At 67.5% G+C, this 24,224-nt stretch carries 19 protein-coding genes; 12 read left to right on the forward strand and 7 right to left on the reverse strand.

The window, feature by feature from the left end; all coding sequences use genetic code 11:
• Positions 1–9: 9 nt before the first annotated feature.
• Positions 10–1,470, reverse strand: a complete 1,461-nt coding sequence (gene creC, locus V3B41_RS03600) for a two-component system sensor histidine kinase CreC (protein ID WP_197619954.1) — start codon at positions 1,468–1,470, stop codon at positions 10–12.
• 3 nt (positions 1,471–1,473) lie between these two features.
• Positions 1,474–2,199 (reverse strand): two-component system response regulator CreB, encoded by a 726-nt coding sequence (creB, locus tag V3B41_RS03605; protein ID WP_329860116.1) that lies wholly within the window; start codon positions 2,197–2,199, stop codon positions 1,474–1,476.
• 35 nt (positions 2,200–2,234) lie between these two features.
• On the opposite strand from creB, the gene rlmJ reads away from it, so the two are divergent.
• The 4 genes from rlmJ (at position 2,235) to V3B41_RS03625 (ending at position 7,987) form a co-directional block, all read left to right on the forward strand.
• Positions 2,235–3,092: a 23S rRNA (adenine(2030)-N(6))-methyltransferase RlmJ gene (gene rlmJ, locus V3B41_RS03610; RefSeq protein WP_197619956.1), complete on the forward strand. Its 858-nt coding sequence runs from the start codon at positions 2,235–2,237 to the stop codon at positions 3,090–3,092.
• Between the two features lie 95 nt (positions 3,093–3,187).
• Complete coding sequence (locus tag V3B41_RS03615) at positions 3,188–3,733, forward strand: GNAT family N-acetyltransferase (protein WP_004150340.1); 546 nt, start codon at positions 3,188–3,190, stop codon at positions 3,731–3,733.
• Between the two features lie 127 nt (positions 3,734–3,860).
• Positions 3,861–7,325, forward strand: coding sequence for a transcription-repair coupling factor (gene mfd / locus V3B41_RS03620; protein ID WP_329860119.1), 3,465 nt, complete (start codon positions 3,861–3,863; stop codon positions 7,323–7,325).
• A 44-nt stretch (positions 7,326–7,369) separates the two neighbouring features.
• On the forward strand, positions 7,370–7,987 hold the full coding sequence (locus tag V3B41_RS03625; protein WP_049429601.1) for an HD domain-containing phosphohydrolase: 618 nt from the start codon (positions 7,370–7,372) through the stop codon (positions 7,985–7,987).
• Positions 7,988–8,082: 95 nt separating this feature from the next.
• Here V3B41_RS03625 and V3B41_RS03630 read toward each other — a convergent pair whose 3' ends face one another.
• Both V3B41_RS03630 and gpmA read right to left on the reverse strand, forming a co-directional pair.
• Positions 8,083–10,176, reverse strand: coding sequence for a M13 family metallopeptidase (locus V3B41_RS03630; protein ID WP_329860121.1), 2,094 nt, complete (start codon positions 10,174–10,176; stop codon positions 8,083–8,085).
• Positions 10,177–10,388: 212 nt separating this feature from the next.
• Positions 10,389–11,138: a 2,3-diphosphoglycerate-dependent phosphoglycerate mutase gene (gene gpmA, locus V3B41_RS03635; protein WP_004150217.1), complete on the reverse strand. Its 750-nt coding sequence runs from the start codon at positions 11,136–11,138 to the stop codon at positions 10,389–10,391.
• 94 nt (positions 11,139–11,232) lie between these two features.
• Between gpmA and nfi the strand changes: the two genes are divergently transcribed.
• Positions 11,233–11,907: a deoxyribonuclease V gene (gene nfi / locus V3B41_RS03640; protein ID WP_049429599.1), complete on the forward strand. Its 675-nt coding sequence runs from the start codon at positions 11,233–11,235 to the stop codon at positions 11,905–11,907.
• A gap of 38 nt (positions 11,908–11,945) precedes the next feature.
• Here the strand turns inward: nfi and V3B41_RS03645 are convergent, their stop codons facing one another.
• Positions 11,946–12,926 (reverse strand): cation diffusion facilitator family transporter, encoded by a 981-nt coding sequence (locus V3B41_RS03645; RefSeq protein ID WP_049429598.1) that lies wholly within the window; start codon positions 12,924–12,926, stop codon positions 11,946–11,948.
• A gap of 221 nt (positions 12,927–13,147) precedes the next feature.
• Here V3B41_RS03645 and V3B41_RS03650 point away from each other — a divergent pair, with 221 nt between their 5' ends.
• Positions 13,148–14,074, forward strand: coding sequence for a hypothetical protein (locus V3B41_RS03650; protein WP_049429597.1), 927 nt, complete (start codon positions 13,148–13,150; stop codon positions 14,072–14,074).
• A gap of 45 nt (positions 14,075–14,119) precedes the next feature.
• On the opposite strand, the gene V3B41_RS03655 is transcribed toward V3B41_RS03650, so the two are convergent.
• Positions 14,120–16,369, reverse strand: coding sequence for a TonB-dependent siderophore receptor (locus V3B41_RS03655; RefSeq protein WP_329860124.1), 2,250 nt, complete (start codon positions 16,367–16,369; stop codon positions 14,120–14,122).
• Between the two features lie 288 nt (positions 16,370–16,657).
• Here V3B41_RS03655 and V3B41_RS03660 point away from each other — a divergent pair, with 288 nt between their 5' ends.
• Positions 16,658–18,073: a GGDEF domain-containing protein gene (locus tag V3B41_RS03660; protein ID WP_329860126.1), complete on the forward strand. Its 1,416-nt coding sequence runs from the start codon at positions 16,658–16,660 to the stop codon at positions 18,071–18,073.
• 101 nt (positions 18,074–18,174) lie between these two features.
• Here the strand turns inward: V3B41_RS03660 and V3B41_RS03665 are convergent, their stop codons facing one another.
• Complete coding sequence (locus V3B41_RS03665) at positions 18,175–19,389, reverse strand: MFS transporter (RefSeq protein WP_329860128.1); 1,215 nt, start codon at positions 19,387–19,389, stop codon at positions 18,175–18,177.
• Positions 19,390–19,466: 77 nt separating this feature from the next.
• On the opposite strand from V3B41_RS03665, the gene V3B41_RS03670 reads away from it, so the two are divergent.
• The 5 genes from V3B41_RS03670 to V3B41_RS03690 all read left to right on the forward strand — a co-directional run bounded on the left by V3B41_RS03670 (position 19,467) and on the right by V3B41_RS03690 (position 24,224).
• Positions 19,467–19,916, forward strand: a complete 450-nt coding sequence (locus tag V3B41_RS03670) for a helix-turn-helix domain-containing protein (RefSeq protein WP_049429593.1) — start codon at positions 19,467–19,469, stop codon at positions 19,914–19,916.
• Positions 19,917–19,989: 73 nt separating this feature from the next.
• Positions 19,990–21,117: a metallophosphoesterase gene (locus V3B41_RS03675; protein WP_197619963.1), complete on the forward strand. Its 1,128-nt coding sequence runs from the start codon at positions 19,990–19,992 to the stop codon at positions 21,115–21,117.
• A gap of 131 nt (positions 21,118–21,248) precedes the next feature.
• Positions 21,249–21,932 carry a response regulator gene (locus V3B41_RS03680; protein ID WP_088025290.1) on the forward strand — a complete coding sequence of 228 codons (684 nt, stop codon included), beginning with the start codon at positions 21,249–21,251 and terminating at the stop codon, positions 21,930–21,932.
• Entirely contained in the window at positions 21,929–23,308 is a 1,380-nt protein-coding gene (locus tag V3B41_RS03685) for an ATP-binding protein (RefSeq protein WP_049429590.1), read from the forward strand. Before V3B41_RS03680 ends, V3B41_RS03685 begins: the two co-directional genes overlap by 4 nt.
• A 79-nt stretch (positions 23,309–23,387) precedes the next feature.
• The gene (locus V3B41_RS03690; protein WP_049429589.1) at positions 23,388–24,224 is read left to right on the forward strand and encodes an alpha/beta fold hydrolase; all 837 of its coding nucleotides are present in this window, start codon (positions 23,388–23,390) and stop codon (positions 24,222–24,224) included.

Consider the following 24,224-nt stretch of genomic DNA (forward strand, 5'->3'; position numbering starts at 1 on the left):
AGTGTGAAGTCAGCGCCGCGGACGCTGGCCCGGCGTACCCAGCGGCAACCACAGATTGGCCACGGTGCCACCGCCGTCGCGGGCATCGACGCTGGCGCGGCCATCATGCAGGCGAGCGACCTCCTGCACGAACGGCAGGCCCAGGCCGGAACTGCGCCGTCCGCTGCCGGGGCGGGCCAGCGAATAGAAGCGTTCGAACACCCGCTCACGCGCATAGTCGGGAATGCCGGCACCGCGGTCGGCCACCTGCAGGCGTACGCCCTGCCCATCCACCTCGGCCTGCAGCGCGATCTCCGCGCCGGCCGGAGAGAACGCAATCGCGTTGTCGATCAGGTTGTGCAGCGCCTGCCGCAACAGGTAGCCGTCGCCCTGCACCTGCAGGTCGGGCACGCTGCCGATGCGGACCTGCACGCCCGCCGCCTGCGCGCGCACCTGCGCGGCCGCGGCGGCATCGGCCAACAAGATTGGCAGCGCGATCGGATCACGGGTCTGCAGCCAGCCATGCTGTTCCACTTCGGCCAGCGCCAGCAGTTTGTCGATGGTCTCGGTCAACCGCTCCTGCTGATCGACGATGCTGCGTGCGAAATGCATGCGATCAGCTTCCGGCAGCGGCTCCTGCAGCAGCTCGGCGGCACCGCGGATCGCCGCCAATGGACTCTTCATTTCATGCGTCAGCGACTGCACGTACTGCTCGACGTAGGCCTTGCCCTCCAGCTTGCGGCGCATGGTTTCCAGCGCCTGGCCCAGGTCACCGATCTCGTCGCGGCGGCGGCGCGGCGGTGGCACCGGTTCGCCGGCGCTGACCGCACGCGCATAGCGGCTGAGCTGGCCCAGGCCCGTGGTCAGCCACATCGTCACCAGCACACCGACCAGCGCCGACAAGCCGATCAGCCAGGCACCGCGTTCAATGATGGCGCGCTGGCTGGCGGCAATGAACGGATCGATGCTGCGGTTGGGCTGGGCCAGGCTGAGCACGCCGATCAGGGTGCGCCCATCGGCCGGGTCATACACCGGCGCGGCCACGTGCATCACCGTGTCACCTTCCTCACCCGGTGTTTCCGGGCTGGAGCGGGCGCCGTACTCGCCGCGCAGCGTGCGGTACACATCATTCCAGCGCGAGTTGTCGCGCCCCAGGTCGCGGCCCAGCGAGTCGTAGATGACGATGCCCTTGGCATCGGTGATGGTCACCCGGTAATCCAGCGAGCGCTTCGGGAAGCGCCAGACCATCGCCTTCAGGTCGCGCTGCCGCGCCTTGGCCAGGTTGCGGGTGAAGCTGCCGCTGCGGATGGTGCCGGCCTTGACGTCGGCGGCGGCCATTTCGGCCAGCACGTTGGCCGCATCGACCAGGGTCGATTCCATCGCCTGGCGCACACCGGGCTTCACCTCGTTGACGAACACGCGCATCACGAAGAAGGCGGCGATGCCGGTGATCAGGAAGAAGCCCAGGAACAGCTTCAGTACCAGGCGCATCGGCTAGACCTCCAGCGCGTAGCCAAGGCCACGGTGGGTACGGATCGGGTCATCGCAGGCACCGGCCGCACGCAGCTTGGCGCGCAGCGTCTTTACATGCGTATCGACGGTCCGGTCGGCGCTGTCGGCGCTGCTGTCCCAGCCACGGTCCATCAGCTGGGCACGGCTGAGAATGGCGCCGGGGCGCTGCAGCAGCGCCTCCAGCAGCGCGTACTCGTAACGGGTCAGGTCCAGTGCCTGGCCATGGAAGCGGATACGCCGGCCTTCACGGTCGATGGCAAAGGCGCCATGTTCCTGCCAGCCCGCATCGGCGCCGGGTGCTGCGACGACCGGTGCCGCGCGGCGCAGGCGCGCACGCACCCGCGCCACCAGTTCGCGCGGCGAGAACGGCTTGGTCATGTAATCGTCGGCGCCCAGCTCCAGGCCAAGCACCCGGTCCACTTCATCGTTGCGGGCGGTCAGGAAGATCACCGGCAGCTGGGCCGCCGGTCCGGGCTGCGCGCGCAGCCGCCGGCACACCTCGAAGCCGCCCAGGTCGGGCAGGCCCACGTCCAGCACCACCACGTCGATATCCCCAGCCTGCAGCCGCTGCAGGGCCTCGCCGCCCAGCAGGCAATGGCTGGCGGCATAGCCCTCGCTGCGCAGCGCATAGAGCACGGTTTCGGCGATGGCGGCTTCGTCCTCGACTACCAGGACATGGGCAACGGGAGCTGTCATGGCGCGCAGCATAGCCGCTGCGGCCGCCGCCCCGTACACTGCCGCCCATGAACTATCGCCATGCCTTCCATGCCGGCAACCACGCCGATGTGCTCAAGCACATCGTGCAGCTGGCCCTGATCGACAGCTTCAAGCGCAAGGACAGCCCGTTCTTCGTGCTCGACACCCACGGCGGTGCCGGCCGCTACCTGCTGGCCAGCGAAGAGAGCCGCAAGACCCTCGAGGCCGAATCGGGGATCATGCGGCTGATGGCCCAGCCCAAGCTGCCGGAGGTGGTCGAGCGCTATCTGAAGGCGGTACAGGCCGACAACCCGGTGGGCGCGCTGACCAATTATCCGGGCTCGCCGCTGTTGAGCGCGCAGGCCATGCGCTCCCAGGACCGCATGGCGGTGTGCGAGCTGCAGGAAGCCGAAACGGCCACGCTGAAGGCGCTGTTCGCGCATGACAGCCGGGTCGGCGTGCATCCGGGCGATGGCTATGCATTGCTGCGTTCGCTGCTGCCGCCGAAGTTCAACGGCAGCAAGATCGGCCGCGGCCTGGTGCTGATCGACCCGCCCTACGAGGCGCAGGACGCCGAATACCAGGCCGTCCTGGCCGCGCTGGCCGAGACCCTGGCACGCTGGCCGCAGGCCACCTGCGCGGTCTGGTTCCCGATCAAGCAGCGCCGCACCATCCTGCATTTCCTGCGCAAGGCCACCGCCCTTCCGGTGAAATCGGCGATGACCATCGAGCTCCTGGTACGCCCGGACGACTCACCGCTGCGCCTCAACGGCAGCGGCATGCTGCTGCTCAACCCGCCCTGGCAGTTCGACCGGGTGGTCGGCCCGGCCCTGCCGGCGCTGCGCCAGCACCTGGGCGAGCCCGGTGCCAGTACCCGCCTGGATTGGCTCAAAGCACCCGAATAACGGCCTTCACGAGGCTGTACCGCCGTGAGCCTTTCGTTCACGGAATGCAGCCCCGGTGATGCCACAATCGATGGACCACCAAGGAATCACCCGGTATGGCCACTCGCAACCGCATGCCGCCCTGGCATGAGATCTTCAAGGCTCCCAGCGGCCACGAGCTGCTGATCCGCCCCATCCGCCCGGAAGATGGCGCACCGCTGCAAGCGGCGTTCAGCCTGTTCGGGCCGGAAGAAATCCGTGATCGTTTCCTGCAGGCGGTGACCGAGCTGTCGCCGGAAACCACCCAGCGCCTGACCCACCCCAATCCCAAGACCGAGATCACCCTGGTCGCAGCCGAATCCCTGCCCGCTGGCGAAGCGGTGGTCGGCGCGGTCGCCCGGGCCTCGATCATCCCCGGTACCCGTGAAGCCGAGTACGCGATCCTGATCAGCCGCTTCCTGATCGGCCAGGGCCTGGGCCGGCAGCTGATGCGCAAGCTGGTGAAGTGGGGCCGCGGCAAGTACCTGGACCGCCTGTACGGCGACGTTGCCGCCGAGAACGAGCCGATGAAGCAGCTGGCCGCCTCGCTGGGCTTCAAGCCGGTGCCGCACCCGACCGGTGCCGAAGGCCTGGTGCGGATGGTGCTGGAGCTGGACAACTGAAGGTAGCGCCGGGCCATGCTCGGCGACGTTGATTCAACCGCTGCGCTCGCCGGGCTTGGCCCGGCGCTACACCCGCTCACGTCACGATCATGGGCCCGGCAGGGGCTTCTGCTAAAATCCGGGGTCCATGTCGCGTACCTCATATCCCGCCCCGCCGCTGCCGCGTGCCGGCCAGCTCCGCGCCTGGTGGCGCGCCCCCACCTCGCCGACCGCCCTGGCCTGGTACCTGGCCCAGGCCGCGCGTGCGCACGACGCTCCGCTGCTGGTGATCGCCCGTGACAACCACGGCGCCAACCAGCTCGAAGCCGACCTGCACACCCTGCTCGGCGGCGACCCGGCCCTGCCGGTGGTCGCCTTCCCGGACTGGGAAACCCTGCCCTACGACCGCTTCAGCCCGCATCCGGACATCATCTCGCAGCGTTTGTCCGCCCTGCACCGCCTGCCCACGCTGAAGCGCGGCCTGGTGATCGTGCCGGTGCAGACCCTGCTGCAGCAGCTGGCCCCGCGCAGCTACGTGATCGGTGGCAGCTTCGACCTGAAGGTCGGCCAGCGCCTGGACCTGGAAACGGAGAAGCGCCGCCTGGAAAGCGCCGGCTACCGCAACGTGCCGCAGGTGATGGATCCGGGTGATTTTGCGGTGCGCGGCGGCCTGCTCGACGTGTTCCCGATGGGCGCCGACGAGCCGCTGCGGGTGGAACTGCTGGACGAGGACATCGATTCGATCCGCGCCTTCGACCCGGAAAGCCAGCGCTCGCTGGACAAGGTCGAAGCGGTGCACATGCTGCCCGGCCGCGAAGTCCCGATGGACGAGGCCAGCATCGCCCGCGTGCTGGCCACGCTGCGCGAGCGCTTCGATGTCGATACCCGGCGCAGCGCGCTGTACCAGGACCTGAAGTCCGGGCTGGCCCCGGCCGGCGTCGAGTACTACCTGCCGCTGTTCTTCGAACGCACCGCAACCCTGTTCGACTACCTGCCCGACGGCAGCCTGCCGGTGGTCTGCGCCGGCACTGGCGAAGCCGCCGAAGCGTTCTGGGCGCAGACCGGTGAGCGCTACGAACAGCGCCGCCACGACGTCGAACGGCCGCTGCTGCCGCCGTCGGCGCTGTACCTGTCGCCGGAGCTGCTGCGCGAGCGCCTGAACGATGCACCGCGCATCGAGGTGTGGGCTGCTGACCACGCACGCATCGCCGACGCGCACCCGTTGGGCGACCAGCCGTTGCCGCCGTTGCCGGTGGCCGCGCGCGACGCACCGGCCGGCGACGCACTGAAATCCTTCCTCGGCCACTACCCGGGCCGCGTGCTGATCGCCGCCGATTCGCCCGGCCGTCGTGAAGCCCTGCTGGAAGTGCTGCAGGCCGCCGAGCTGAAACCACCGGTGGTGGCCGACCTGCCCGCGTTCCTCGCCGACGATGCGCGCTTCGCGATCGCCGTGGCGCCGCTGGAGGATGGCTTCGCGCTGGACGATCCGCGCATTGCGGTGCTGACCGAACGCCAGCTGTTCCCCGAGCGCGCCGGCAGCACCCGCCGTACGCGCCGTGCCGGCCGCGAGCCGGAAGCGATCATCCGCGATCTCGGCGAGCTGACCGAGGGCGCGCCGATCGTGCACGAGGACCATGGCGTCGGCCGCTACCGGGGCCTGATCGCGATGGACGTCGGCGGCATGCCCGGCGAGTTCCTCGAAATCGAATATGCCAAGGGCGACCGCCTGTATGTACCGGTCGCCCAGCTGCACCTGATCAGCCGCTACTCGGGCGCCTCCGCGGAAACCGCGCCGCTGCATTCGCTGGGTGGCGAGCAGTGGAGCAAGGCCAAGCGCAAGGCCGCCGAGAAGGTGCGCGACGTGGCTGCCGAACTGCTGGAGATCCAGGCCCGCCGCCAGGCGCGTGCCGGCCTTGCACTGCAGGTGGACCGCGCGATGTATGAGCCGTTCGCGGCCGGCTTCCCGTTCGAGGAAACGCCAGACCAGCTGGCCGCGATCGACGCCACCCTGCGCGACCTCGCCAGCAGCCAGCCGATGGACCGTGTGGTCTGCGGCGACGTCGGCTTCGGCAAGACCGAGGTGGCGGTGCGCGCGGCATTTGCCGCTGCCAGCGCCGGCAAGCAGGTGGCGGTGCTGGTGCCGACCACGCTGCTGGCCGAACAGCATTACCGCAACTTCCGCGACCGCTTCGCCGATTACCCGCTGAAGGTCGAGGTGCTGTCGCGCTTCAAGACCACCAAGGAAATCAAGGCCGAACTGGAGAAGGTTGCCGCCGGCACCATCGACGTCATCGTCGGTACCCACCGCCTGCTGCAGCCGGACGTGAAGTTCAAGGACCTGGGCATGGTCATCGTCGATGAGGAACAGCGCTTCGGCGTGCGCCAGAAGGAAGCGCTGAAGGCGCTGCGCGCCAACGTGCACCTGCTGACCCTGACCGCCACGCCTATCCCGCGCACCTTGAACATGGCCATGGCCGGCCTGCGTGAACTGTCGATCATCGCCACGCCGCCGCCGAACCGGCTGGCCGTGCAGACCTTCATCACCCAGTGGGACAACGCACTGCTGCGCGAAGCCTTCCAGCGCGAGCTGGCGCGCGGTGGCCAGCTGTACTTCCTTCACAACGACGTGGAAAGCATCGGCCGCATGCAGCGCGAGCTGTCCGAGCTGGTGCCGGAAGCGCGCATCGGCATCGCCCACGGGCAGATGCCCGAGCGTGAGCTGGAAAAGGTGATGCTGGATTTCCAGAAGCAGCGCTTCAACGTGCTGCTGTCGACCACGATCATCGAGTCGGGCATCGACATCCCCAACGCCAACACCATCATCATCAACCGCGCCGACCGCTTCGGCCTGGCCCAGCTGCACCAGCTGCGCGGCCGCGTCGGCCGTTCGCACCATCGCGCCTATGCCTACCTGGTGGCGCCGGACCGTCGATCGATCACCCCGGACGCCGAGAAGCGCCTGGAAGCGATCGCCTCGATGGACGAGCTCGGCGCCGGCTTCACCCTGGCCACGCACGATCTGGAGATCCGCGGTGCCGGTGAACTGCTCGGCGAGGACCAGAGCGGGCAGATGGCCGAGGTCGGCTTCAGCCTGTACACCGAGCTGCTGGAGCGCGCGGTGCGCAGCATCAAGCAGGGCAAGCTGCCCGACCTGGATGCCGGCGAAGAAGTGCGTGGCGCCGAGGTCGAGCTGCATGTGCCGGCGCTGATTCCGGAAGATTACCTGCCGGACGTGCACACCCGCCTGACCCTGTACAAGCGCATTTCCAGCGCGCGCGACAGCGACGCGCTGCGCGAGCTGCAGGTGGAAATGATCGACCGCTTCGGCCTGCTGCCGGATGCGGCCAAGCACCTGTTCGCCATCGCCGAGCTGAAGCTCAAGGCCAATACGCTGGGCATCCGCAAGCTCGACCTGGGCGAGAACGGTGGCCGCATCGTGTTCGAATCCAAGCCGAACATCGACCCGATGGCGGTGATCCAGCTGATCCAGAAACAACCGAACCTGTACGCCATGGAAGGGCCCGACAAGCTGCGCATCAAGCACCCGCTGCCGTTGCCGGAAGACCGCTTCAATGCGGCCCGCGCCCTTCTGACCACCCTCGCCCCGGGTTGATCGCCCCCGAATACCCCGCACCGGTCCCCACCCGGTGCGGGCGGATGACCATGTTTCCTGACGCCGTACCCGCCCCCGACCTGCTGCACGCGCAGGCCTGCCTGATCGATGCCCTTTCGATGTCGCTGCAGATGCGCGATGCCTACACCCGCCACCACTGTGACCGCGTCGGCCTGCTCGCGCATCGCCTGGCCGCGCACTGCGATCTTGACGACGACGGCTGCGCGCAGATCGGCCTGGCCGCGCGCTTCCATGACATCGGCAAGATCGGAATTCCCGACGATGTGCTGCTGGCACCGCGCCGGCATACCGATGAGGAGCGCGCGATCATGCGCGAGCATCCGGTACGCGGCGAACACATCTTCCTGGCCACCGGCCGCAGCGACGCGGCGCCGGTTGCGCGGCTGATCCGCGCCCATCACGAGGCCTTCGATGGCAGCGGCTATCCCGACGGCCTGCGAGGCGAGAGCATTCCGCTGGGCTCACGCATCGTCACCGTTGCGGATGCCTACGATGCAATGACCAGCGCGCGCCCGTATCGCGATGCGATGGAGCATGAAACCGCATTGCGGATCATCGAAGCGCAGTCCGGCGGGCTGGTGGATCCCTACGTGCTGCAGCGCTTCCATCGCATGCTGGCGCGGGAGCCCGAGCTGGCATGAGATGCCAACCCGGCATGGCCCGGCACTACCGGCCGTGAAAAACAAAAGGCCCGGCATTCGCCGGGCCTTTCGCACCACGCATCACGTGCGATCGATTACCAGATCACCACGCGCTTGTCGTCTGCACGCACCATCGCATCGCCCGCCTTGCATTGGAATGCAGCGGCATAGGACGGCATGTTCGACGGCGCACCGTTGGCACGGAAGTTGGCCGGGGCGTGCGGGTCGGTGTTCAGGCGGACGCGCAGCTCACCATCGGTGAAGTTGCGACGCCACACGGTGGCCCAGTTCATGAAGAAGCGCTGGTCCTGGCTGTGCCCATCAACTTCGACGTTCGCCTTCGGGTCTTCCTTCAGCGCCATCTGCAGCGCGTCGTAGGCCACGGTCAGGCCGCCGAGGTCGCCGATGTTCTCGCCCAGGGTCAGCTTGCCCTTCACGAACACGCCCGGCACCGACTCGTAGCCATCGAACTGTGCGACCAGCTGGTCAGTACGCTCGGTAAAGGCCTTGCGGTCGGCGTCGGTCCACCAGTTGTCGAAGTTGCCGTTGGCGGCAAACTGGCTGCCCGAATCATCGTAGCCATGCATCATCTCGTGGCCGATGACCGCACCGATGCCGCCGTAGTTCAGCGCCGGATCGGCCTTGGCGTCGAAGAACGGCGCCTGCAGGATGGCGGCCGGGAACACGATCTCGTTCTTGGTGGCGTTGTAGTAGGCGTTGACCGTCTGCGGGGTCATGCCCCACTCGGTCTTGTCCACCGGCTTGCCGATCTTGTCCAGCATGTAGCGGTAGTTGAACGCACGCGCTGCCTGCATGTTGCCCAGGTAGCTGTCGCCGTTGGTCTGCAGGCCCGCCCAGTCACGCCACTTGTCCGGGTAACCGATCTTCGGGGTGAAGCTGGCCCACTTTTCCAGTGCCTTCTTCTTGGTTTCTTCGCCCATCCACGGCAGCTGCTCCAGGCGTGCCTTCAGCGCCTGCGACAGGTTCTCCACCAGGTGCTGCATGGCCACCTTGGATTCGGCCGGGAACACGGCGTCGACGTAAAGCTGGCCCAGCGCTTCGCCCATGCCGCCGTTGACCGACTCCAGCACGCGCTTCCAGCGCGGCTGCATTTCCTTCTGGCCACGCAGGGTGGTGCCGTAGAAATCGAAGTTCGCCTTCTCGAACTGGCTGCTCAGGTACGGCGAGGCATCGTCGATGGTGTGGAAGCGCAGGTAGGCCTGCCAGGTGCTGGCCGGCACGTCGGCCAGCATCTTGTCCATTTCACCGAAGAAGCCCGGCTGGGCCAGCGAGAACTTCTGTGCGGCCGGCACCTTGAGGGTGTCGAACAGCGCGGTCCAGCTGAAGTTCGGGGTCAGCTTGTCGGCGTCGGCGGCGCTGAGCGGGTTGTAGCGCTTGGCCGGGTCACGCATTTCGATGCGCGACATCGAGGCCTTGGCCAGGCGGGTTTCAAAGGCCATCACGGCCTTGGCCTGCTCGGTGGCCTGTGCAGCGTCCACGCCGGACAGGGTCAGCACCTGTGCGATGTAGGCCACGTAGGCGTCGCGGATCTTGGCCTGCGCGTCGTCGAAGTAGTAGCCCTTCTCCGGCAGGCCGAGGCCGCCCTGGCCGACGTAGGCGATGACGTTGGCCGAATCCTTGTAATCGGCATTGGCGAACAGCGAGAACAGCACGCCCTTGCCCTCGGCCTGGCTGTCGCGCAGGTACTGGGTGATGGCGGCGGTGTCGTTCAGTGCAGTGATCTTGTCCAACTGCGGCTGCAGCGGCGCCAGGCCGGCGGCTTCGATCTTGGCTTCGTCGTTACCGGTCTTCCAGATGTCACCGATCTTGGCTTCCACCGAACCGGCCTTGGCCTGGCTGGCGGCGGCCTGCTGCACCAGCGCGTGCTGCACTTCCAGCGAGCGCTCGCGCAGGATCTCGAAGCTGCCCCAGGTGGTCTGGTCGCCCGGCACCGGGTTGGCCTTCAGCCACTTGCTGTTGACGAAGCCATTGAGGTCGGTACAGGCCGAAATGGCCGGATCCAGGTCGGCGCTGTTGAGCGAGATCAGCGGGGTCTTGATCTGCGACTGGTCGAAGGCCGGCTTGGCGTCGGCGTTGGCAGCCGGCGCGGATTCATTCTTGCCACAGGCGGCCAGCGAGGCAGCAATGGCGATGGTCAGGCCCAGCGGGGCCAGGTTGCGGAAGTTCATGAGGCTCTCCTGCGGGTAATTTCACAGGGTAGCCGGGAAGGCCCAGCGCGGGGACCGGCCAAAGGTCACAGGACGCCTCTCTGTAGAGTCGAACCATGCTCGACTGCTCTCCGTTCCGGTTTCATGCCACTTGTGGCAAGAGGCCCAAAAAGCAGTCGAGCATGGCTCGACTCTACAAAAACAAGAAGGCCGGCTTGCGCCGGCCTTCTGCCTTACTTCGCCTTGCCCTGGTTGGCCACGGCTTCGGCGGCCTTGCGCGCCGCTTCCGGGTCGCCCAGGTAGCGGAACGACTTCACCGTCAGATCGTCGTTCAGTTCGAACAGCAGCGGAATTCCGGTCGGGATGTTCAGCTCGAGGATTTCCTCGCGCGAGACGTTGTTGAGGTACTTGTACAGCGCGCGCAGCGAGTTGCCGTGGGCGGTGACCAGCACGGTCTTGCCGTCCTTCAGCTGCGGCGCGATGGCGTCATGCCAGTACGGCAGCACGCGGTCCAGGGTGGTGGCCAGCGATTCGGTGCCCGGCAACGCGTTGCGATCGAGGCCGGCATAGCGGCGGTCATGGATCGGGTGGCCCGGATCTTCCAGGTCCATGGCCGGCGGCGGGATGTCGTACGACCGGCGCCACACCTTGACCTGGTCCTCGCCGTGCTTGGCGGCGGTCTCGGCCTTGTCCAGGCCCTGCAGGCCGCCGTAGTGGCGCTCGTTGAGCCGCCAGGACTTGTTCACCGGCAGCCAGTCCTGCTCCAGCTCGGCCAGCGCACCCTGCAGGGTGTGGATGGCGCGCTTCAGCACGGAGGTGTGGGCGACGTCGAACTGCAGGCCTTCCTCGCGCATCAGGCGACCGGCGGCGGCCGCTTCCCGGCGCCCCTGCTCGGTCAGGTCGACATCGACCCAGCCGGTGAAGCGGTTGTCCAGGTTCCACTGGCTCTGGCCATGGCGCAACAGTACGAGTTTACGGGTCACTGCAGGGTCTCCAACGCGAGGAAAGGCAGGCCACCATTGTAGCCCCGGGCGCCGCTCACCGGGCCGTGGCGTTGCCCATGCCATGCTGTGGCCAATGAATACGGTGATCGACCCCGGACGCTGGGAAGGCAGCGTCGCCACTGCCCGCGCGCAGCAGACCCAGCTTGCCAGCCGCGTGGAGCGCAAGGACCGGTTGCCCCGCGATGTGCGCTGGCTGGCCGGGCTGGATGTCGGCTTCGAAGACAACGGCGCCACCACCCGCGCCGCAGCGGTGCTGCTGGACGCGAATACGCTGCAGCCCGTGGCGCAGGAGATCGCGCGGATTCCAACGGTGATGCCGTACATCCCCGGCCTGCTCAGCTTCCGCGAACTGCCAGCGTTGTTGGCCGCGCTGACGCTGCTGCCGCGCACGCCGGACCTGGTGTTCGTCGACGGCCACGGCATCAGCCATCCACGCCGGTTGGGCGTGGCCGCGCACCTGGGCGTGGTCACCGACCTGCCCAGCATCGGCGTCGCAAAGTCGAAACTGGTGGGCCGGTTCATCGAGCCGGGCGCCGAGGCCGGCGCGCATGCGCCACTGCGGGATGGCGATGAACAACTGGGCTGGGTGCTGCGCAGCAAGGTGCGCTGCAAGCCGCTGTTCGTGGCCGGCGGCCATCGGGTCAGTGCCGATACCGCGCTGGACTGGGTGCAGCGCACCCTGCGCGGTTACCGGCTGCCGGAGCCGACCCGGCTGGCGGACCGGCTGGCCTCGCGACGGGACGAATAGCTGCGCCGGGCCTCTCCCGGCGCGCGCGTCATCTTCGATCAGCGATGCACGTGGCCGCGATGCCCTTGTGCGTCTTCGCCGTGGTCATGACCTTCATGGCCCTCGTGCTCGCCGCCCTTGGCCGGCGCCGGTTCACCGCAGGCCTCGCCGCAGTGGTCGGCCTCGATCTGCAGCGTCACGTGCTCGATGCCGAAATCATCGTGCAGGCGCGCGCCCAGCTCACGGCGCAGCGCATCGGCATCGGTGCCGTCGCGCATCACGACATGCGCGGTCAGCGCTGGCGTGCTGGAGGCCAGCGCCCACACGTGCAGGTCATGCACGTCCAGCACCGCGGCATGCCCGGACAGGCTGTCGCGCACCTTGGCCACGTCCATGCCCTTGGGCACGCCTTCCAGCAGCACGTTGATCGCCTCGCGCATCAGCACCCAGGTGCGCGGCAGCACCCACAGGCCGATCAGCACGGCCAGGATCGGATCGATCGGCTTCCAGCCGGTGAACTGGATCAGCAACGCACCGGCGATCACTGCCACCGAGCCGAGCATGTCCGCCCACACTTCCAGGTAGGCGCCCTTCACGTTGAGGCTCTCGCCACTGCCGGCCTGCAGCAGGCGCATCGAGATCAGGTTGATGACCAGGCCCGCAGCCGCGATCACCAGCATGCCGGTGGAGGCGATCTCCTGCGGCTTGCTGAAGCGCCCGACGGCTTCCCACAGGATGTAGCCGGCAACCACGAACAGCATCGCGCCGTTGATCATCGCGCCCAGTGCTTCCAGGCGCGCGTAGCCATAGGTGCGGCGCGCATCCGGCGGGCGCCGGCTCAGCCGCACCGCGATCAGCGCGATCATCAGCGCCAATGCGTCGGTGGCCATGTGGGCCGCATCGGACAACAGCGCCAGGCTGTTGGTCCAGAACGCGCCCACCACCTCGACGACGAGGAAGGTGGAGGTCAGGCCGAGCGCCCACCACAAGGGCTTCTCGTGGCGGATCTCGGACGGCAGGTGGTCGTGGTCGTGGCCCATGGCAACAGCTCCTTTGCGATGGAGGCAGGCTACGCTGGCGACCGTGGGGAAACTATCACGGTGTTTATAACATTGCAGAATCCACGGCGCCGGTCGCTGAAGGTTGCGCCTGCGCCGGGCCACACTATGATGGCCGTAGCCCCTCTGGACGGGGAACGGGCGGCCAGATCGCTTCGGCGTTGCTGCCCGCAATGGACACCCAAGCACAAGGAATCTGGAACATGTGGACTACCAAGACCCCCTGGGTCGCCGTCGCTGTGGCCTGCGCGCTGGGTATGGCCGCAGGCGCCTCGGCCAAGACCTGCCAACAGAACTTCCAGGCGGTAGGCGATCCCCGCAATGGCCAGTTCTTCACCTCAGAAGTCACCCTTCCCGGCCTGAAGCCCCGCAGTGCCCTGGGCCAGCTCCGCAAGGCAGCGCTTGATGAGGGCAACAACTTCGTCAGCGGTGATGTCATCACCGAGACCGAAGGCCAGATGTACGTGCTGCAGACCGACACGAAGATGCCGCTGGTCAGCATCATCACCGCCTCCAATGGCGGCAACGTGGTGGTCGGCACCAAGCTGTCCCGCGGACAGACCGCCAAGGAAGAGGACGCACGCAGCGCGCTGTGCGGCTGGCTGGACAAGCTCAAGACCGGCCCCGAAGGCGAGGCGATCGCCGAAGCCGTACGTGTCTCCAGCGGCTTCGACAAGCCGATCCAGGCCACCGCGGTCGGCATGTCCACCGAAATGGGCAAGGACGCCAAGCGGCTGCAGCGGGAAATCAACACCGCACCGCTCAGGGCACTGTTCTCCGGCACCAGTACCCCGCCGGATACCGATGCGATGTACCAGCCGTTGCTCGTCAAGTATTTCGGCCGTCGTTTCATCATTGACGGCCAGGTCTACACCGCCCAGCCCAACCGCTTCGCCAAGACCTTCGAGGTGGGCTATCTGGTCACCAAGATGAAAGGCATCGGTGGCATCGGCGGGCGCCAGTCGAACGAAGACAACAACGCCAACTTCACCGTGCACTGTGCGCTTGCGCCGGACCAGATGGCACTGGGCGCTACCCTGCGCGAGAACGACTGGGTGAAACTGGAAGGCGTGGTCGACAAGATGGACACCGGTGGCGTCCACCTGCGCGATTGCCGGCAGGTGAAGTAGCCTTCAGGCTGCGCCGGGGAACGCCCCGGCGCAGGTCTCATCGGGTCAGAACCCGAAGCGCAGGCTGGCCCAGTACGCGCGGCCCGGCTCGTTATAGGTCGCCGCACCAGCATCACTGCTGTTGGCCCCGCGGAACAGGCGCTTGTCGGCCAGGTTGTTCACACCGAAACCGAAGCTGACCGTGTCGGTCACCTTGTAGCGCGCGCTCACGCCCCAGATGTTGTAGGCGCCACGGTCCTGCAGCGCCACCGACGGATCGCACGTGCCGGTGCAGCGCGGGTCGTTGTTGATGTTGGTGGTAGCCGGTTCCTGCTTGCCGTAGAACGTACCGGTCAGCAGCAGCGACAGCTTGTCGGTGGCCTGCCAGTCGAGCATGGTGTTGATCGTGTACTTCGGGATCACCGACAACGGCTGGCGCGTGGTCTTGTTCTCGTTCTCCACCATGTAGGTGAAGTTGTTGCTCCACTTCAGGCGGTTGCCTTGCTCGCCCAGCAGCGGGATCACCAGGTTGCCTTCCAGCCCCTGCACGATCGCCTTCGGCGCGTTCTCCCAGCGGAAGATGCGGCCCTTGGTGTCGGCGGTCAGCCCGATCTGGGTGTAGCCGGCCTGGATCTTGTCCTTGTAGTCGTTGTGGAAGTAGGTCAACGACGCCTGCCAGCCGCTCTGCGGTGCCCACTCGATGCCCAGCTCCTTGTTCAGGCTGGTTTCTGCCTTCAGGTCCGCGTTGCCGCGCATGTAGCAACCGGCGCCCAGGCTCGGCAGCGCATTGGGGCAGCCGTTGCCGCGGGTGTAGTACAGATAGTCCGGATTGGACTGGTACAGGTTCGGTGCCTTGAACGCACGTGCGACACCGCCCTTCACCACCCAGTCGCTGTTGATGCGGAACTGCGCGTTGAGGCTGGGGCTGGTGTTGTTGCCGAACTGGCTGTGGTGGTCGAAACGCAGGCCCGGGGTAACGATCCAGCGCTCACCGAGGTAGATGTTGTCTTCGACGAACACGGCGGTGGTCTGCGCATCGGACTTGCCGCGCGCGCGATCGGCCGACAGGCCCGGGAAGCCGCCGCCGCTGGTGCTGGACTGGCTCATCGAGTACGGGTCGGTCAGGCGGCTGTCCAGGTATTCAAAGCCCAGCGTCCAGATGTTCTCGGCGCCGCCCAGCGTGGTCGGGAAGCTCACTTCGCCATCCAGCTGGTAGTTGCGCAGGCGCGAAGTCGACCAGTCGGTGCCGTTGAAGCTGCCTTCCGGGCCACCGGCCAGGCCTTCATTGATGCGTGAGTTGTTCACCGCCTCCACCGCAGCGGTCACCCGCGAGGTCACATCGCCCCAACGGCCACGATGGGTGACTGCGCCGGTGTTGCGGTACATGCGGTTGGTTTCCGCCTTGCCGTCGGCCAGCGCAGCCAGATCGATGCCGGTCGAAGTACCCGTGGTGCTGACCGCGCGGTCGCCGGCGTAGATGTTGCCCTGGCGGCTGGTGCCGGCTTCGATCTCGACCACCTGGTTGGCGGTCACGTCCCAGCGCAGCAGCGCGTTGACATCACGATTCTTGACGCCCTCACGACCGGCCGGTGGCACCGCGTTCGGATTGGTGGCGTACTGGCGGTTGAGATCCAGCGAATCGGCGTCGGTCTTGTTGAGGTTGCCGTACAGGCGGAACGACAGCGTGTCGGTCATCGGCCCGCTCAGCTGCAGGCCGACGCGCTCGCTGCCGCCCTCGGCGCTGTGCTCGGGCACCAGGCCGTACATGTCGACCGCGCCGGTCAGATCACCGGTCGGGCGCTTGGTGATGATGTTGACCACGCCACCGGAAGCACCGGAGCCGTAGCGTGCCGCCGCCGGACCGCGCAGCACTTCGATGCGCTCGATCATCTCCGCCGGCACCCAGTTGGTATCGCCACGGGTATTGCGCTCGCCGCTGCGGCCCATGCGTACTGCATCGCGGGCACCGATGCGCTTGCCATCGACCAGGATCAGGGTGTTTTCCGGGCCCATGCCACGCAGATCGATCTGGCGGTTGTTGCCGTACTGGCCCGAGGCGCTGTTGCCGGTCAGGTTGACGCCCGGCATGGTGCGCAGCAGTTCGGCGATATCGTTGGCCGGCGGGCGCCTGGCGATGTCCTCGGCGGTGATGGTCGAGGTGCCCAGCGCCTGGCGCGCGATCTGCGAGGCGGTGACATGCACCGTGTCGATATCGGTGGCGTCGGTTTCGGCATGGGCGGTCAGGGCACCGCCCGCCAACAGGGCGGCAACGGCGAGCGCCAGCGGGCGCGGCGAAAGGACAACGGCAGGGGACATGGTCTGAACCTTCTGGCAGGGCAACGGGGCCTCTGGCAAAGGGCTTGAGGCAACGACGAGGGGGAGGCGCGGAACGTTGCTGCAGGCACCTGCACCCCGCTCCGTGCGCGCATTCTCCCATCAATGCGATTGATTCTCAAATGCGTTCACTCATTGCCGCAGCGGCCCCGATGTGGTTTGCGCACCGTGCAACCCTGCACCGCGCGTAAACTGGCCGGCTAACCCGCCATCAACCGCACGCCACCGCGGCCGATACCCGTGGTTTGTCGTACGCAGTCAGAGATCGACGTGGAAACACCCCAACTGGATGAAGCCAGCCAACCGCTGGCCGAGGCGTGGCAGCTGTGCCTGCAGCAGGCCGGCCCCGCCGCCACTGCGCTGCTGCACGCCGCCGCCGCGGACGCGCCACCGGCGCTCGCCGGGCGCTTCTATGAAGTGCTGCTGCAGGATGGCCGCGCGCGCCGCTTCCTGTCCCACGAACAGGTCAAGCAACGCCTGCAGCCGGCGATGCAGCGCTGGCTGGTGCAGCTGCTGACCACCGACACCGCCGGCGTGGTCGCCACCGTCGCCTCGCAGCGGGTGATCGGCGACGTGCATGCGCGGGTCGGCATTCCGGTCGATCTGGTCACCCGCGGCGCACGCGTGCTCAAGCACGAACTGTTCCTGCGCCTGCGCGACGATGCACCCGACAGCGCGACCGCATTCGCCGCCATCGACTGCCTCAGCGCGATCATGGACATCGCCATGGAAGGCATGACCCTGGCCTACACCCATGCGCGCGAGCGCTCCACCCGTGCCGACGCCGCCTACCGGCTGTTCTCGCTGGTACAGAACGTCGGTACCGAACGCGAGCGCCAGCGCGCACTGCTGCTGGACTGGGAGAACGCCCTGCTCTACGCACTCGCCGGCCACGTGCAGGCCAGCGACAATGCCAGCCTGGCCACCTCGGAGTTTGGCCTGTGGTTCACCCACAAGGGCATCCCCAGCTTCGGCGAAAGCAGCGAAACGCAGCAGGTGGGCCAGTTGATGGCCCGCATTGACAGCCACCTGCAGCGCGCGAGCGGCGATGCTCCGGCGCAGCGACTGGCGGTGCTGCCGGCCATCCGCGAGGACCTGGCCGCGATCCGCACCCTGATGACGCTGCTGTTCGAACGCATCGGCGAACTGGATGCCGGCAGCGATGCCCTGACCAACCTGCTCAACCGCCGCTTCCTGCCCACCGTGCTGCGCCGGGAAATCGAGCTGGCCACCCGCAACCGCACGCCGTTCTCGCTGCTGCTGCTCGACCTGGATCATTTCAAGGCAATCAACGACGGCCACGGCCACGATGCCGGCGATCGCGCGTTGCAGCATGTGGCCGGCCTGCTGGGGCAGCTCACACGCGGCAGTGACTACCTGTTCCGCTATGGCGGTGAGGAGTTCGTGGTGGTGCTGGTTGCGGCCAGCGAATCACAGGCCGGGGTGATTGCCGAAAGCCTGCGCAGGCAGATCGCGCACTCGCCGGTGGCGCTGGCCAACGGGCAGGTACTGGAACTGACCGCCAGCATCGGCGTGGCGGGCCATGACGGCCACCCGGACTACGAGCGGCTGATGGCACGCGCCGACGCTGCGATGTACGAGGCCAAGCGCAGTGGCCGCAACCGGGTGGTGGTGGCCAGCGAGGCCCTACAGGAAGCACCGGGACGGCGTGCGCTGCAGCGGTGAACCGGCGGAAATGAAACATCCCGGTGGCGTGTAGAGTCGACTGTCAGTCGACTATCGCGCGCAGCGCGGGGTTTTTCGCAAAGTGACGGAAGAGCAGTCGACTAACAGTCGACTCTACCGCTTCGCACCGCGGCCGATGCATTGAGCGCCACCACTCGCCACGCGCCCCACCACAGCACTGCCAACAGCGCAATGCCGGCGCCCAGCAGGCAGACCGCCGGCCACCCATGATGGGCCTGCATCCAGGTGCCCGCCGTCGCACCGGCACCGCTGCCCATCGCATAGAACAGCATGTACAGCGCCACCAGGCGACCATGCTGTTCGCCCGGCGCGCGCAGCAGCAGGGCCTGGTTCGCTACATGCAGCGCCTGCCCACCCAGGTCCAGCACCACCACGCCCAGCAGCAGCAACGCCAGCGAGTGCGGCAGACCCAGCAGCGGCCACCACGCGGCCAGCATCAGCAGCAGCGCGCAGAGACTGACGCGATGTGCGAATCCACGGTCCATCCAGTGCCCGACCCGCGCCGCCATCAACGCACCAACCACGCCGGCCAGGCCCAGGCAGCCAATGGCTGCGGTGGACCAATGCAAAGGCGGGGCCGACAACGGCAACGGGGCGGCCGCCCAGAACACGTTGAGCCCAGCAAACAGCAGCAGTGCCAGTGGCCCACGCTCGCGCAGCGTTCGGTCGGTACGCAGCATGCCCAGCATCGAGCCCAGCAGCTCGCGCCAGCGTGGGGGGACTTCCGGCACCGGCACTGCGGGCAGGCGCCGCCACAACAGCACCGCCAGGGTTGCCATCACCAGCGCCGACAGCAGATACACCGCCTGCCAGCCCAATGCTGCCGCCACCGTACCCGACACCACACGCGCCATCAGCAGCCCGATGAATACACCTCCCTGCACCACGCCCACGATGCGTCCGCGTTGCTCGGGCGGAGCCAGTGTTGCCGTGTAGGCAATAAGCCCCTGCGTCAGCGCCGTGCCAAGCAGCCCGGTCAGCAGCATGCCCGACAACAGCCAGGTCGCCGTGCGGGCCGTCGCCAGCCACAGCAAGGCCAGCACCAGCACCATCAGCTGCAACCGCAGCAGGCGTCGCCGATCACCGCGATCGGCCAGCGGCAACAGCCCCAGCAATGCGAGCACACTGCCCGCCTGGGTAGCCGCCAGCACCGCACCGGCCACTGCACGGTCCAGTGCAAAGGTGCGCGCAAGCTGGTCCAGCAACGGCTGCGCGTAATAGACATTGGCGACGCTGGCGCCGGCGGCGATTGCCAGCAGCACCAGCAGGGAGCGGGGCATCGGAGCGGGGCTCATAATGTAGTTGCAATTTGAAACCTCATGCAGGCTAGCGCCAAAGGTTTTAAACTGCAACCACATTTGGAGATACACCCATGCACGCCAACAGCCCCTGCCCCGTCGCCCGCAGCGCCGACCTGCTCGGTGATCGCTGGGCCTTGCTGGTGATCCGCGACGCGTTCGACGGCGTCACCCGCTTCAGCGACTTCCAGCGCAGCCTCGGCGCGGCACGCAACATCCTCAGTGACCGCCTGCGCAGGCTGGTCGATGCCGGCATCCTGCAGCTGCAACCGGCCTCCGACGGTTCGGCCTACCAGGAATACGTGCTCACTGCCGCCGGACTGGAACTGTTTCCGCTGCTGGTCGCGCTGCGCCAGTGGGGCGAGCGGCATTGCTTCGAGGCCGGTGAGCCCCATTCCCAACTGATCGAATCGAGTACGCGGCGGCCCTTGCCCTACATGCAGCCACACGGCCGCAACGGCGAGCCGCTGCAGGCCACCCACACCCACGTGCGCAAGCTCAAGGATGCTGGCGGCGGGGCCTGACCCGCCCACTCGCGCACACCAGGGAACGCCAGCGCCGGGTAGCATCGGATCTTTCCGCTGCTGGATGCCGCCGATGTCGCGCTATCACCCTTCCCTGCTGACCGCCCTGCTGGCGCCACTGCTGGCCTGCGCGGCCGGAACCACGCAGGCCCGCGAGGTCGCCGCACCGGCCGACCATGTACAGGCCGATGGACCGTATGTGTTCCGCAAGGGCGAGCAACTGCAGGCGAAGTGGATCTGTGCGGACAAGGTCGAGTCGCGCACCCTGCCCATCAGCAAGGCGGGGACCGATATCGCAGCACGCTGCGGCTATGAGCATACCGTGCACGTAGACGCACCCAATGCCGCCTCGGTCTCCATACTGCCGGCGGTCCCTCGCATCGTCGCGCTGTCCGACATCCACGGCCAATATGGGCTGCTGGTGCGCCTGCTGCGCGCCAACCGGGTCATCGACGCACAGGACCGCTGGGCGCTGGGCAAGGACACCCTGGTCATCGCCGGCGACGTCTTCGACCGCGGCCCGCAGGTGACCGAGGCATTCTGGCTGCTGTACGGCCTGCAGCAGCAGGCAGCTGCGGCCGGTGGCGCGGTGCACTTCGTGCTCGGCAACCACGAAACCATGGTGCTGTACGACGACCTGCGCTACGTCAACCCGAAGTACCTGCGCAGCGCCCAGCTGCTTGGTCGCAGCTACCCGCAGCTGTACGGTCCCGACTCGGTGATCGGCCAGTGGCTGCGTACCCGCCCGGTACTGCTGAAGATCGGTGACACCCTGTTCCTGCATGGCGGCATCTCGCCCGAAGCCGTCGAGCTGGCGCTGGACCCGGCACGCACCAACGCGGCTTACCAGGCCTCGCTGGGCCTGCCCAAGGCCGAAGTGAAAGCCGATCCGGCCACCGCTCCGCTGTATGACGGCAAGACCAGCCCGATCTGGTACCGCGGCTACTTCGATGGCCGCCTCGACACCGCAGGGGTGCAGAACGTGCTCGACCGCCTGAAGCTCTCGCGCATCGTGGTCGGCCACACCTCGATGCCGCACGTCAGCAGCTTCCATGGCGACCGCGTGATCGCGATCGACAGCAGCATCAAGAACGGCGAGAACGGCGAACTGCTGTTCATCGAAGATGGCAAACTCAGCCGTGGCCTGCTGGACGGTTCGCGGGTGCCGCTGGCGCAGGGCGAGCCCGGCCTTCAGGACTGAATGGACGGACAGCGCGACGGCGTACGGCGCCGCCGCCGCGTTCCACCTTCACCCGGTTTGCGGCTACCCTCGGCAGCCGAGAGGCCCACCCCGTCCATCCGGTGGGCCTGACCGTTACAGGAGCCCCGCGCATGCGCGTTCTGATTGCTGAAGACGACCCGGACATCGCCTCCGGCCTGTGCGCCTCGCTGCGCCGGCAGGGGCACGTGGTCGACCACGTCGACAATGGCGCGCACGCCGACGCTGCCCTGGGCTCGACCCAGTACGCACTGCTGGTGCTGGACCTGGGCCTGCCGCAGCTGGATGGCCGCGACGTGCTGCAGCGCCTTCGCCAGCGCGGTGATGGCCTGGCTGTGCTGGTGGTGACCGCCCGCGACGGCCTGGCCGAACGCGTGCGCGTGCTCGACCTGGGTGCCGACGACTACCTGGTCAAGCCGTTCGCGCTGGACGAATTCGAAGCACGCGTGCGTGCCCAGCTGCGCCGGGTCACCAGCAATGGCAACCCGGACCTGCGCATCGGCCGCCTGCGCCTGGACCTGGCCGGGCACCGGGTGTGGATCGACGACCAGTCGCTGGAACTGACCGCGCGCGAATTCGGCCTGCTGTCAGCGCTGGCGGTACGCGCCGAGCGCATCGTATCGCGCGCGCAGCTGGTGGAAGCGTTGTGCGACTGGGGCCAGGACCTGACCGACAACGGCCTGGACATCGCCCTGCACCGCCTGCGCCGCAAGCTGCAACCCGGCGGGATGGGCATACGCACCGTGCGCGGGCTGGGCTACATGCTGGAAGACGCGCAGGACGACAGCACCCCGTGATCAGTGGACCGCCCAGCCTGCGCCGGCGCCTGCTCGCCTTCCTGGCGCTGCCGATGCTGGGCCTGCTCACCTTCAACACGATCCTGGCCTATTACGTTGCGCTGGACTATTCCAACCGCATCCACGACCGCAACCTGATCGACGACACCCACTCGTTCGCGCAGATGCTGAGCACCATGCCGGTGACCAGCGACCTGTCACCACAGGCGCGCTTCCTGATCGAGTACGACCCCGACGGCCATCGTTATTTCAACGTCGACAGCAGCCGCAAGGGTACGCTCAGCGGCAATGCAGACTTCAGCCCGTACGCCCCTTCGCAGGACTGCACCGGCGTGCATCCGGCCCTGTACGACGGTCACCTCAACGGCCAGCAGGTACGCATGGCCACTGTCTGCACGCAGGCGATGAATGATCCGCAGGACCAGCTGGCAGTGACCGTGGCCGAGAGCATGGCCGACCGACGCCAGCGCGCACGCGAGATCCTGATGATCATCATTCCGCTGATGACCATGCTGGCGCTGGGCACCGCCGCGCTGGTCTGGTTCGGCGTGACCTACGGCCTGCGCATCCTGACCCCGCTGAGGACCCGGCTGGCGCAGCGCCGCGGCGAGCTGGCGCCGATTTCCGATGCCGACGTGCCGGAAGAGATCCAGCCGCTGATCAGCACCATCGACGATCTGTTCGCGCGCCAGGCGGAAATGATCACCCTGCAGAACCGCTTCATCGCCGACGCTGCACACCAGCTGCGCTCGCCGTTGGCCGGAATGGCCCTGCACGTGGACCAGGCGCTGGCGCACGGCGACCCGGACACGGTGCGCGAGGCACTGCAGCACATCCGCCGGCTCAACCAGCGCACCGCGCGGGTCAGCACCCAGCTGCTGGCGCTGAGCCGAGCCCAGACCGTGCCGGATACCGTGGAAGCACTCGACCTGTGCGAACTGATACCGCAGTGGGTCGGCATGCGGGTCCCGGAAGCGATCCGTGATGGCATCGATCTCGGATACCGCGGCAGCCCCCAGCCGCTGCGCGTGCTGGGCAACGGTGCCATGCTGCAGGAAGCAATGGACAACCTGATCGACAACGCCCTGCGCTATGCGGGCCGTGAAGCCACCGTCACAGTCGGCGTGCACGCACTGGACGACAATGATGTCGAACTCTATGTGGAAGACAACGGCCCAGGCGTCCCGGAAGACGTGATGCCGCGCCTCGGCGAGCGCTTCTTCCGCGCCCCTGGCACCACTGCCAGCGGCACCGGGCTGGGCCTGGCCATCGCGCACGAGGCGGTGGAGCACTTCGGCGGTCGCCTGAGCTTCCTCAACCGCCCGGGTGGCGGGCTCAAGGTCGCCATCACGCTGCCGCTGCTGAAGGCCCCCTGACCCGGCCAGGGGCGCTGAAAGGCTGGTGAAAATCGCGCTTGCGATCCTGCCATCCCCACTGCCGTCCCGGAGCCGCCAGGTGACCGAATCGCACGACTTCTTCCTCCCCGGTGGCCCGCAGGGCGTGCTGCTGGTCCACGGCCTGACCGGCACCCCGGCGGAAATGCGCATGCTGGGCAAGGGGTTGAACAACGCCGGTTTCACCGTGCACGGCGTGCAGCTGCCCGGCCATTGCGGCACCGTGGATGACCTGCTGGCGACCACCTGGGAACAGTGGTACCAGGGCGTGGAAGATGCGGCGGCCAGCCTGCGCGGCAAGGTTGACCAGCTGTTCGTCGGTGGCCTGTCGATGGGCGCGGTACTTTCGCTGGCGTTGGCGGCACGTCGCCCGGAATGGGTGTCCGGCGTGGGCGTATACGGCGCCACGTTCCGCTACGACGGTTGGAACATTCCCGCCGTGGCCCGCTTCTCGTTCCTGCTGCCGTGGTTCAAGCGCTTCAACATCGGCCGCGACCGCATGTTCATGGAAGAACCGCCGTACGGCCTGCGTGACGAGCGCCTGCGTGCGCAGGTCAGCGCCGCCATGCTGTCCGGCGACAGCGCCGCCGCTGGCCTGCCGGGCAACCCCTGGCACGCACTGGCCGAAATGCGTGCGCTGAGCCACTGGACCCGCCGCCACCTGCACCAGGTCACCGCGCCGTGCCTGGTGATGCACGCCCGCGAGGACGACGTGGCCAGCATGGGCAACGCCGAGCTGGTGATGTCGCGGGTCAGCGGCCCGAAGGAGCTGGTGGTACTGGAAGACAGCTACCACATGATCACCATCGACCGCGAACGCCGCGACGTGATCCGCCGCAGCGCCCGCTTCTTCACCGAGATCGGTGAGCGTACGGGTGTGCTCAAGGCGGTGGCCTGA

Origin of the sequence: Stenotrophomonas sp. SMYL89 (assembly GCF_036319985.1) — a bacterium.
In the GTDB taxonomy this organism is placed as follows: domain Bacteria; phylum Pseudomonadota; class Gammaproteobacteria; order Xanthomonadales; family Xanthomonadaceae; genus Stenotrophomonas; species Stenotrophomonas maltophilia_Q.

Bases quoted from the DNA above. Each gene is read 5' to 3' on its own strand.
- creC (WP_197619954.1), bottom strand. From the start codon at position 1,470: ATGCGCCTGGTACTGAAGCTGTTCCTGGGCTTCTTCCTGATCACCGGC.
- creB (WP_329860116.1), bottom strand. From the start codon at position 2,199: ATGCTGCGCGCCATGACAGCTCCCGTTGCCCATGTCCTGGTAGTCGAG.
- rlmJ (WP_197619956.1), top strand. From the start codon at position 2,235: ATGAACTATCGCCATGCCTTCCATGCCGGCAACCACGCCGATGTGCTC.
- V3B41_RS03615 (WP_004150340.1), top strand. From the start codon at position 3,188: ATGGCCACTCGCAACCGCATGCCGCCCTGGCATGAGATCTTCAAGGCT.
- mfd (WP_329860119.1), top strand. From the start codon at position 3,861: ATGTCGCGTACCTCATATCCCGCCCCGCCGCTGCCGCGTGCCGGCCAG.
- V3B41_RS03625 (WP_049429601.1), top strand. From the start codon at position 7,370: ATGACCATGTTTCCTGACGCCGTACCCGCCCCCGACCTGCTGCACGCG.
- V3B41_RS03630 (WP_329860121.1), bottom strand. From the start codon at position 10,176: ATGAACTTCCGCAACCTGGCCCCGCTGGGCCTGACCATCGCCATTGCT.
- nfi (WP_049429599.1), top strand. From the start codon at position 11,233: ATGAATACGGTGATCGACCCCGGACGCTGGGAAGGCAGCGTCGCCACT.
- V3B41_RS03645 (WP_049429598.1), bottom strand. From the start codon at position 12,926: ATGGGCCACGACCACGACCACCTGCCGTCCGAGATCCGCCACGAGAAG.
- V3B41_RS03650 (WP_049429597.1), top strand. From the start codon at position 13,148: ATGTGGACTACCAAGACCCCCTGGGTCGCCGTCGCTGTGGCCTGCGCG.
- V3B41_RS03655 (WP_329860124.1), bottom strand. From the start codon at position 16,369: ATGTCCCCTGCCGTTGTCCTTTCGCCGCGCCCGCTGGCGCTCGCCGTT.
- V3B41_RS03665 (WP_329860128.1), bottom strand. From the start codon at position 19,389: ATGAGCCCCGCTCCGATGCCCCGCTCCCTGCTGGTGCTGCTGGCAATC.
- V3B41_RS03670 (WP_049429593.1), top strand. From the start codon at position 19,467: ATGCACGCCAACAGCCCCTGCCCCGTCGCCCGCAGCGCCGACCTGCTC.
- V3B41_RS03675 (WP_197619963.1), top strand. From the start codon at position 19,990: ATGTCGCGCTATCACCCTTCCCTGCTGACCGCCCTGCTGGCGCCACTG.
- V3B41_RS03680 (WP_088025290.1), top strand. From the start codon at position 21,249: ATGCGCGTTCTGATTGCTGAAGACGACCCGGACATCGCCTCCGGCCTG.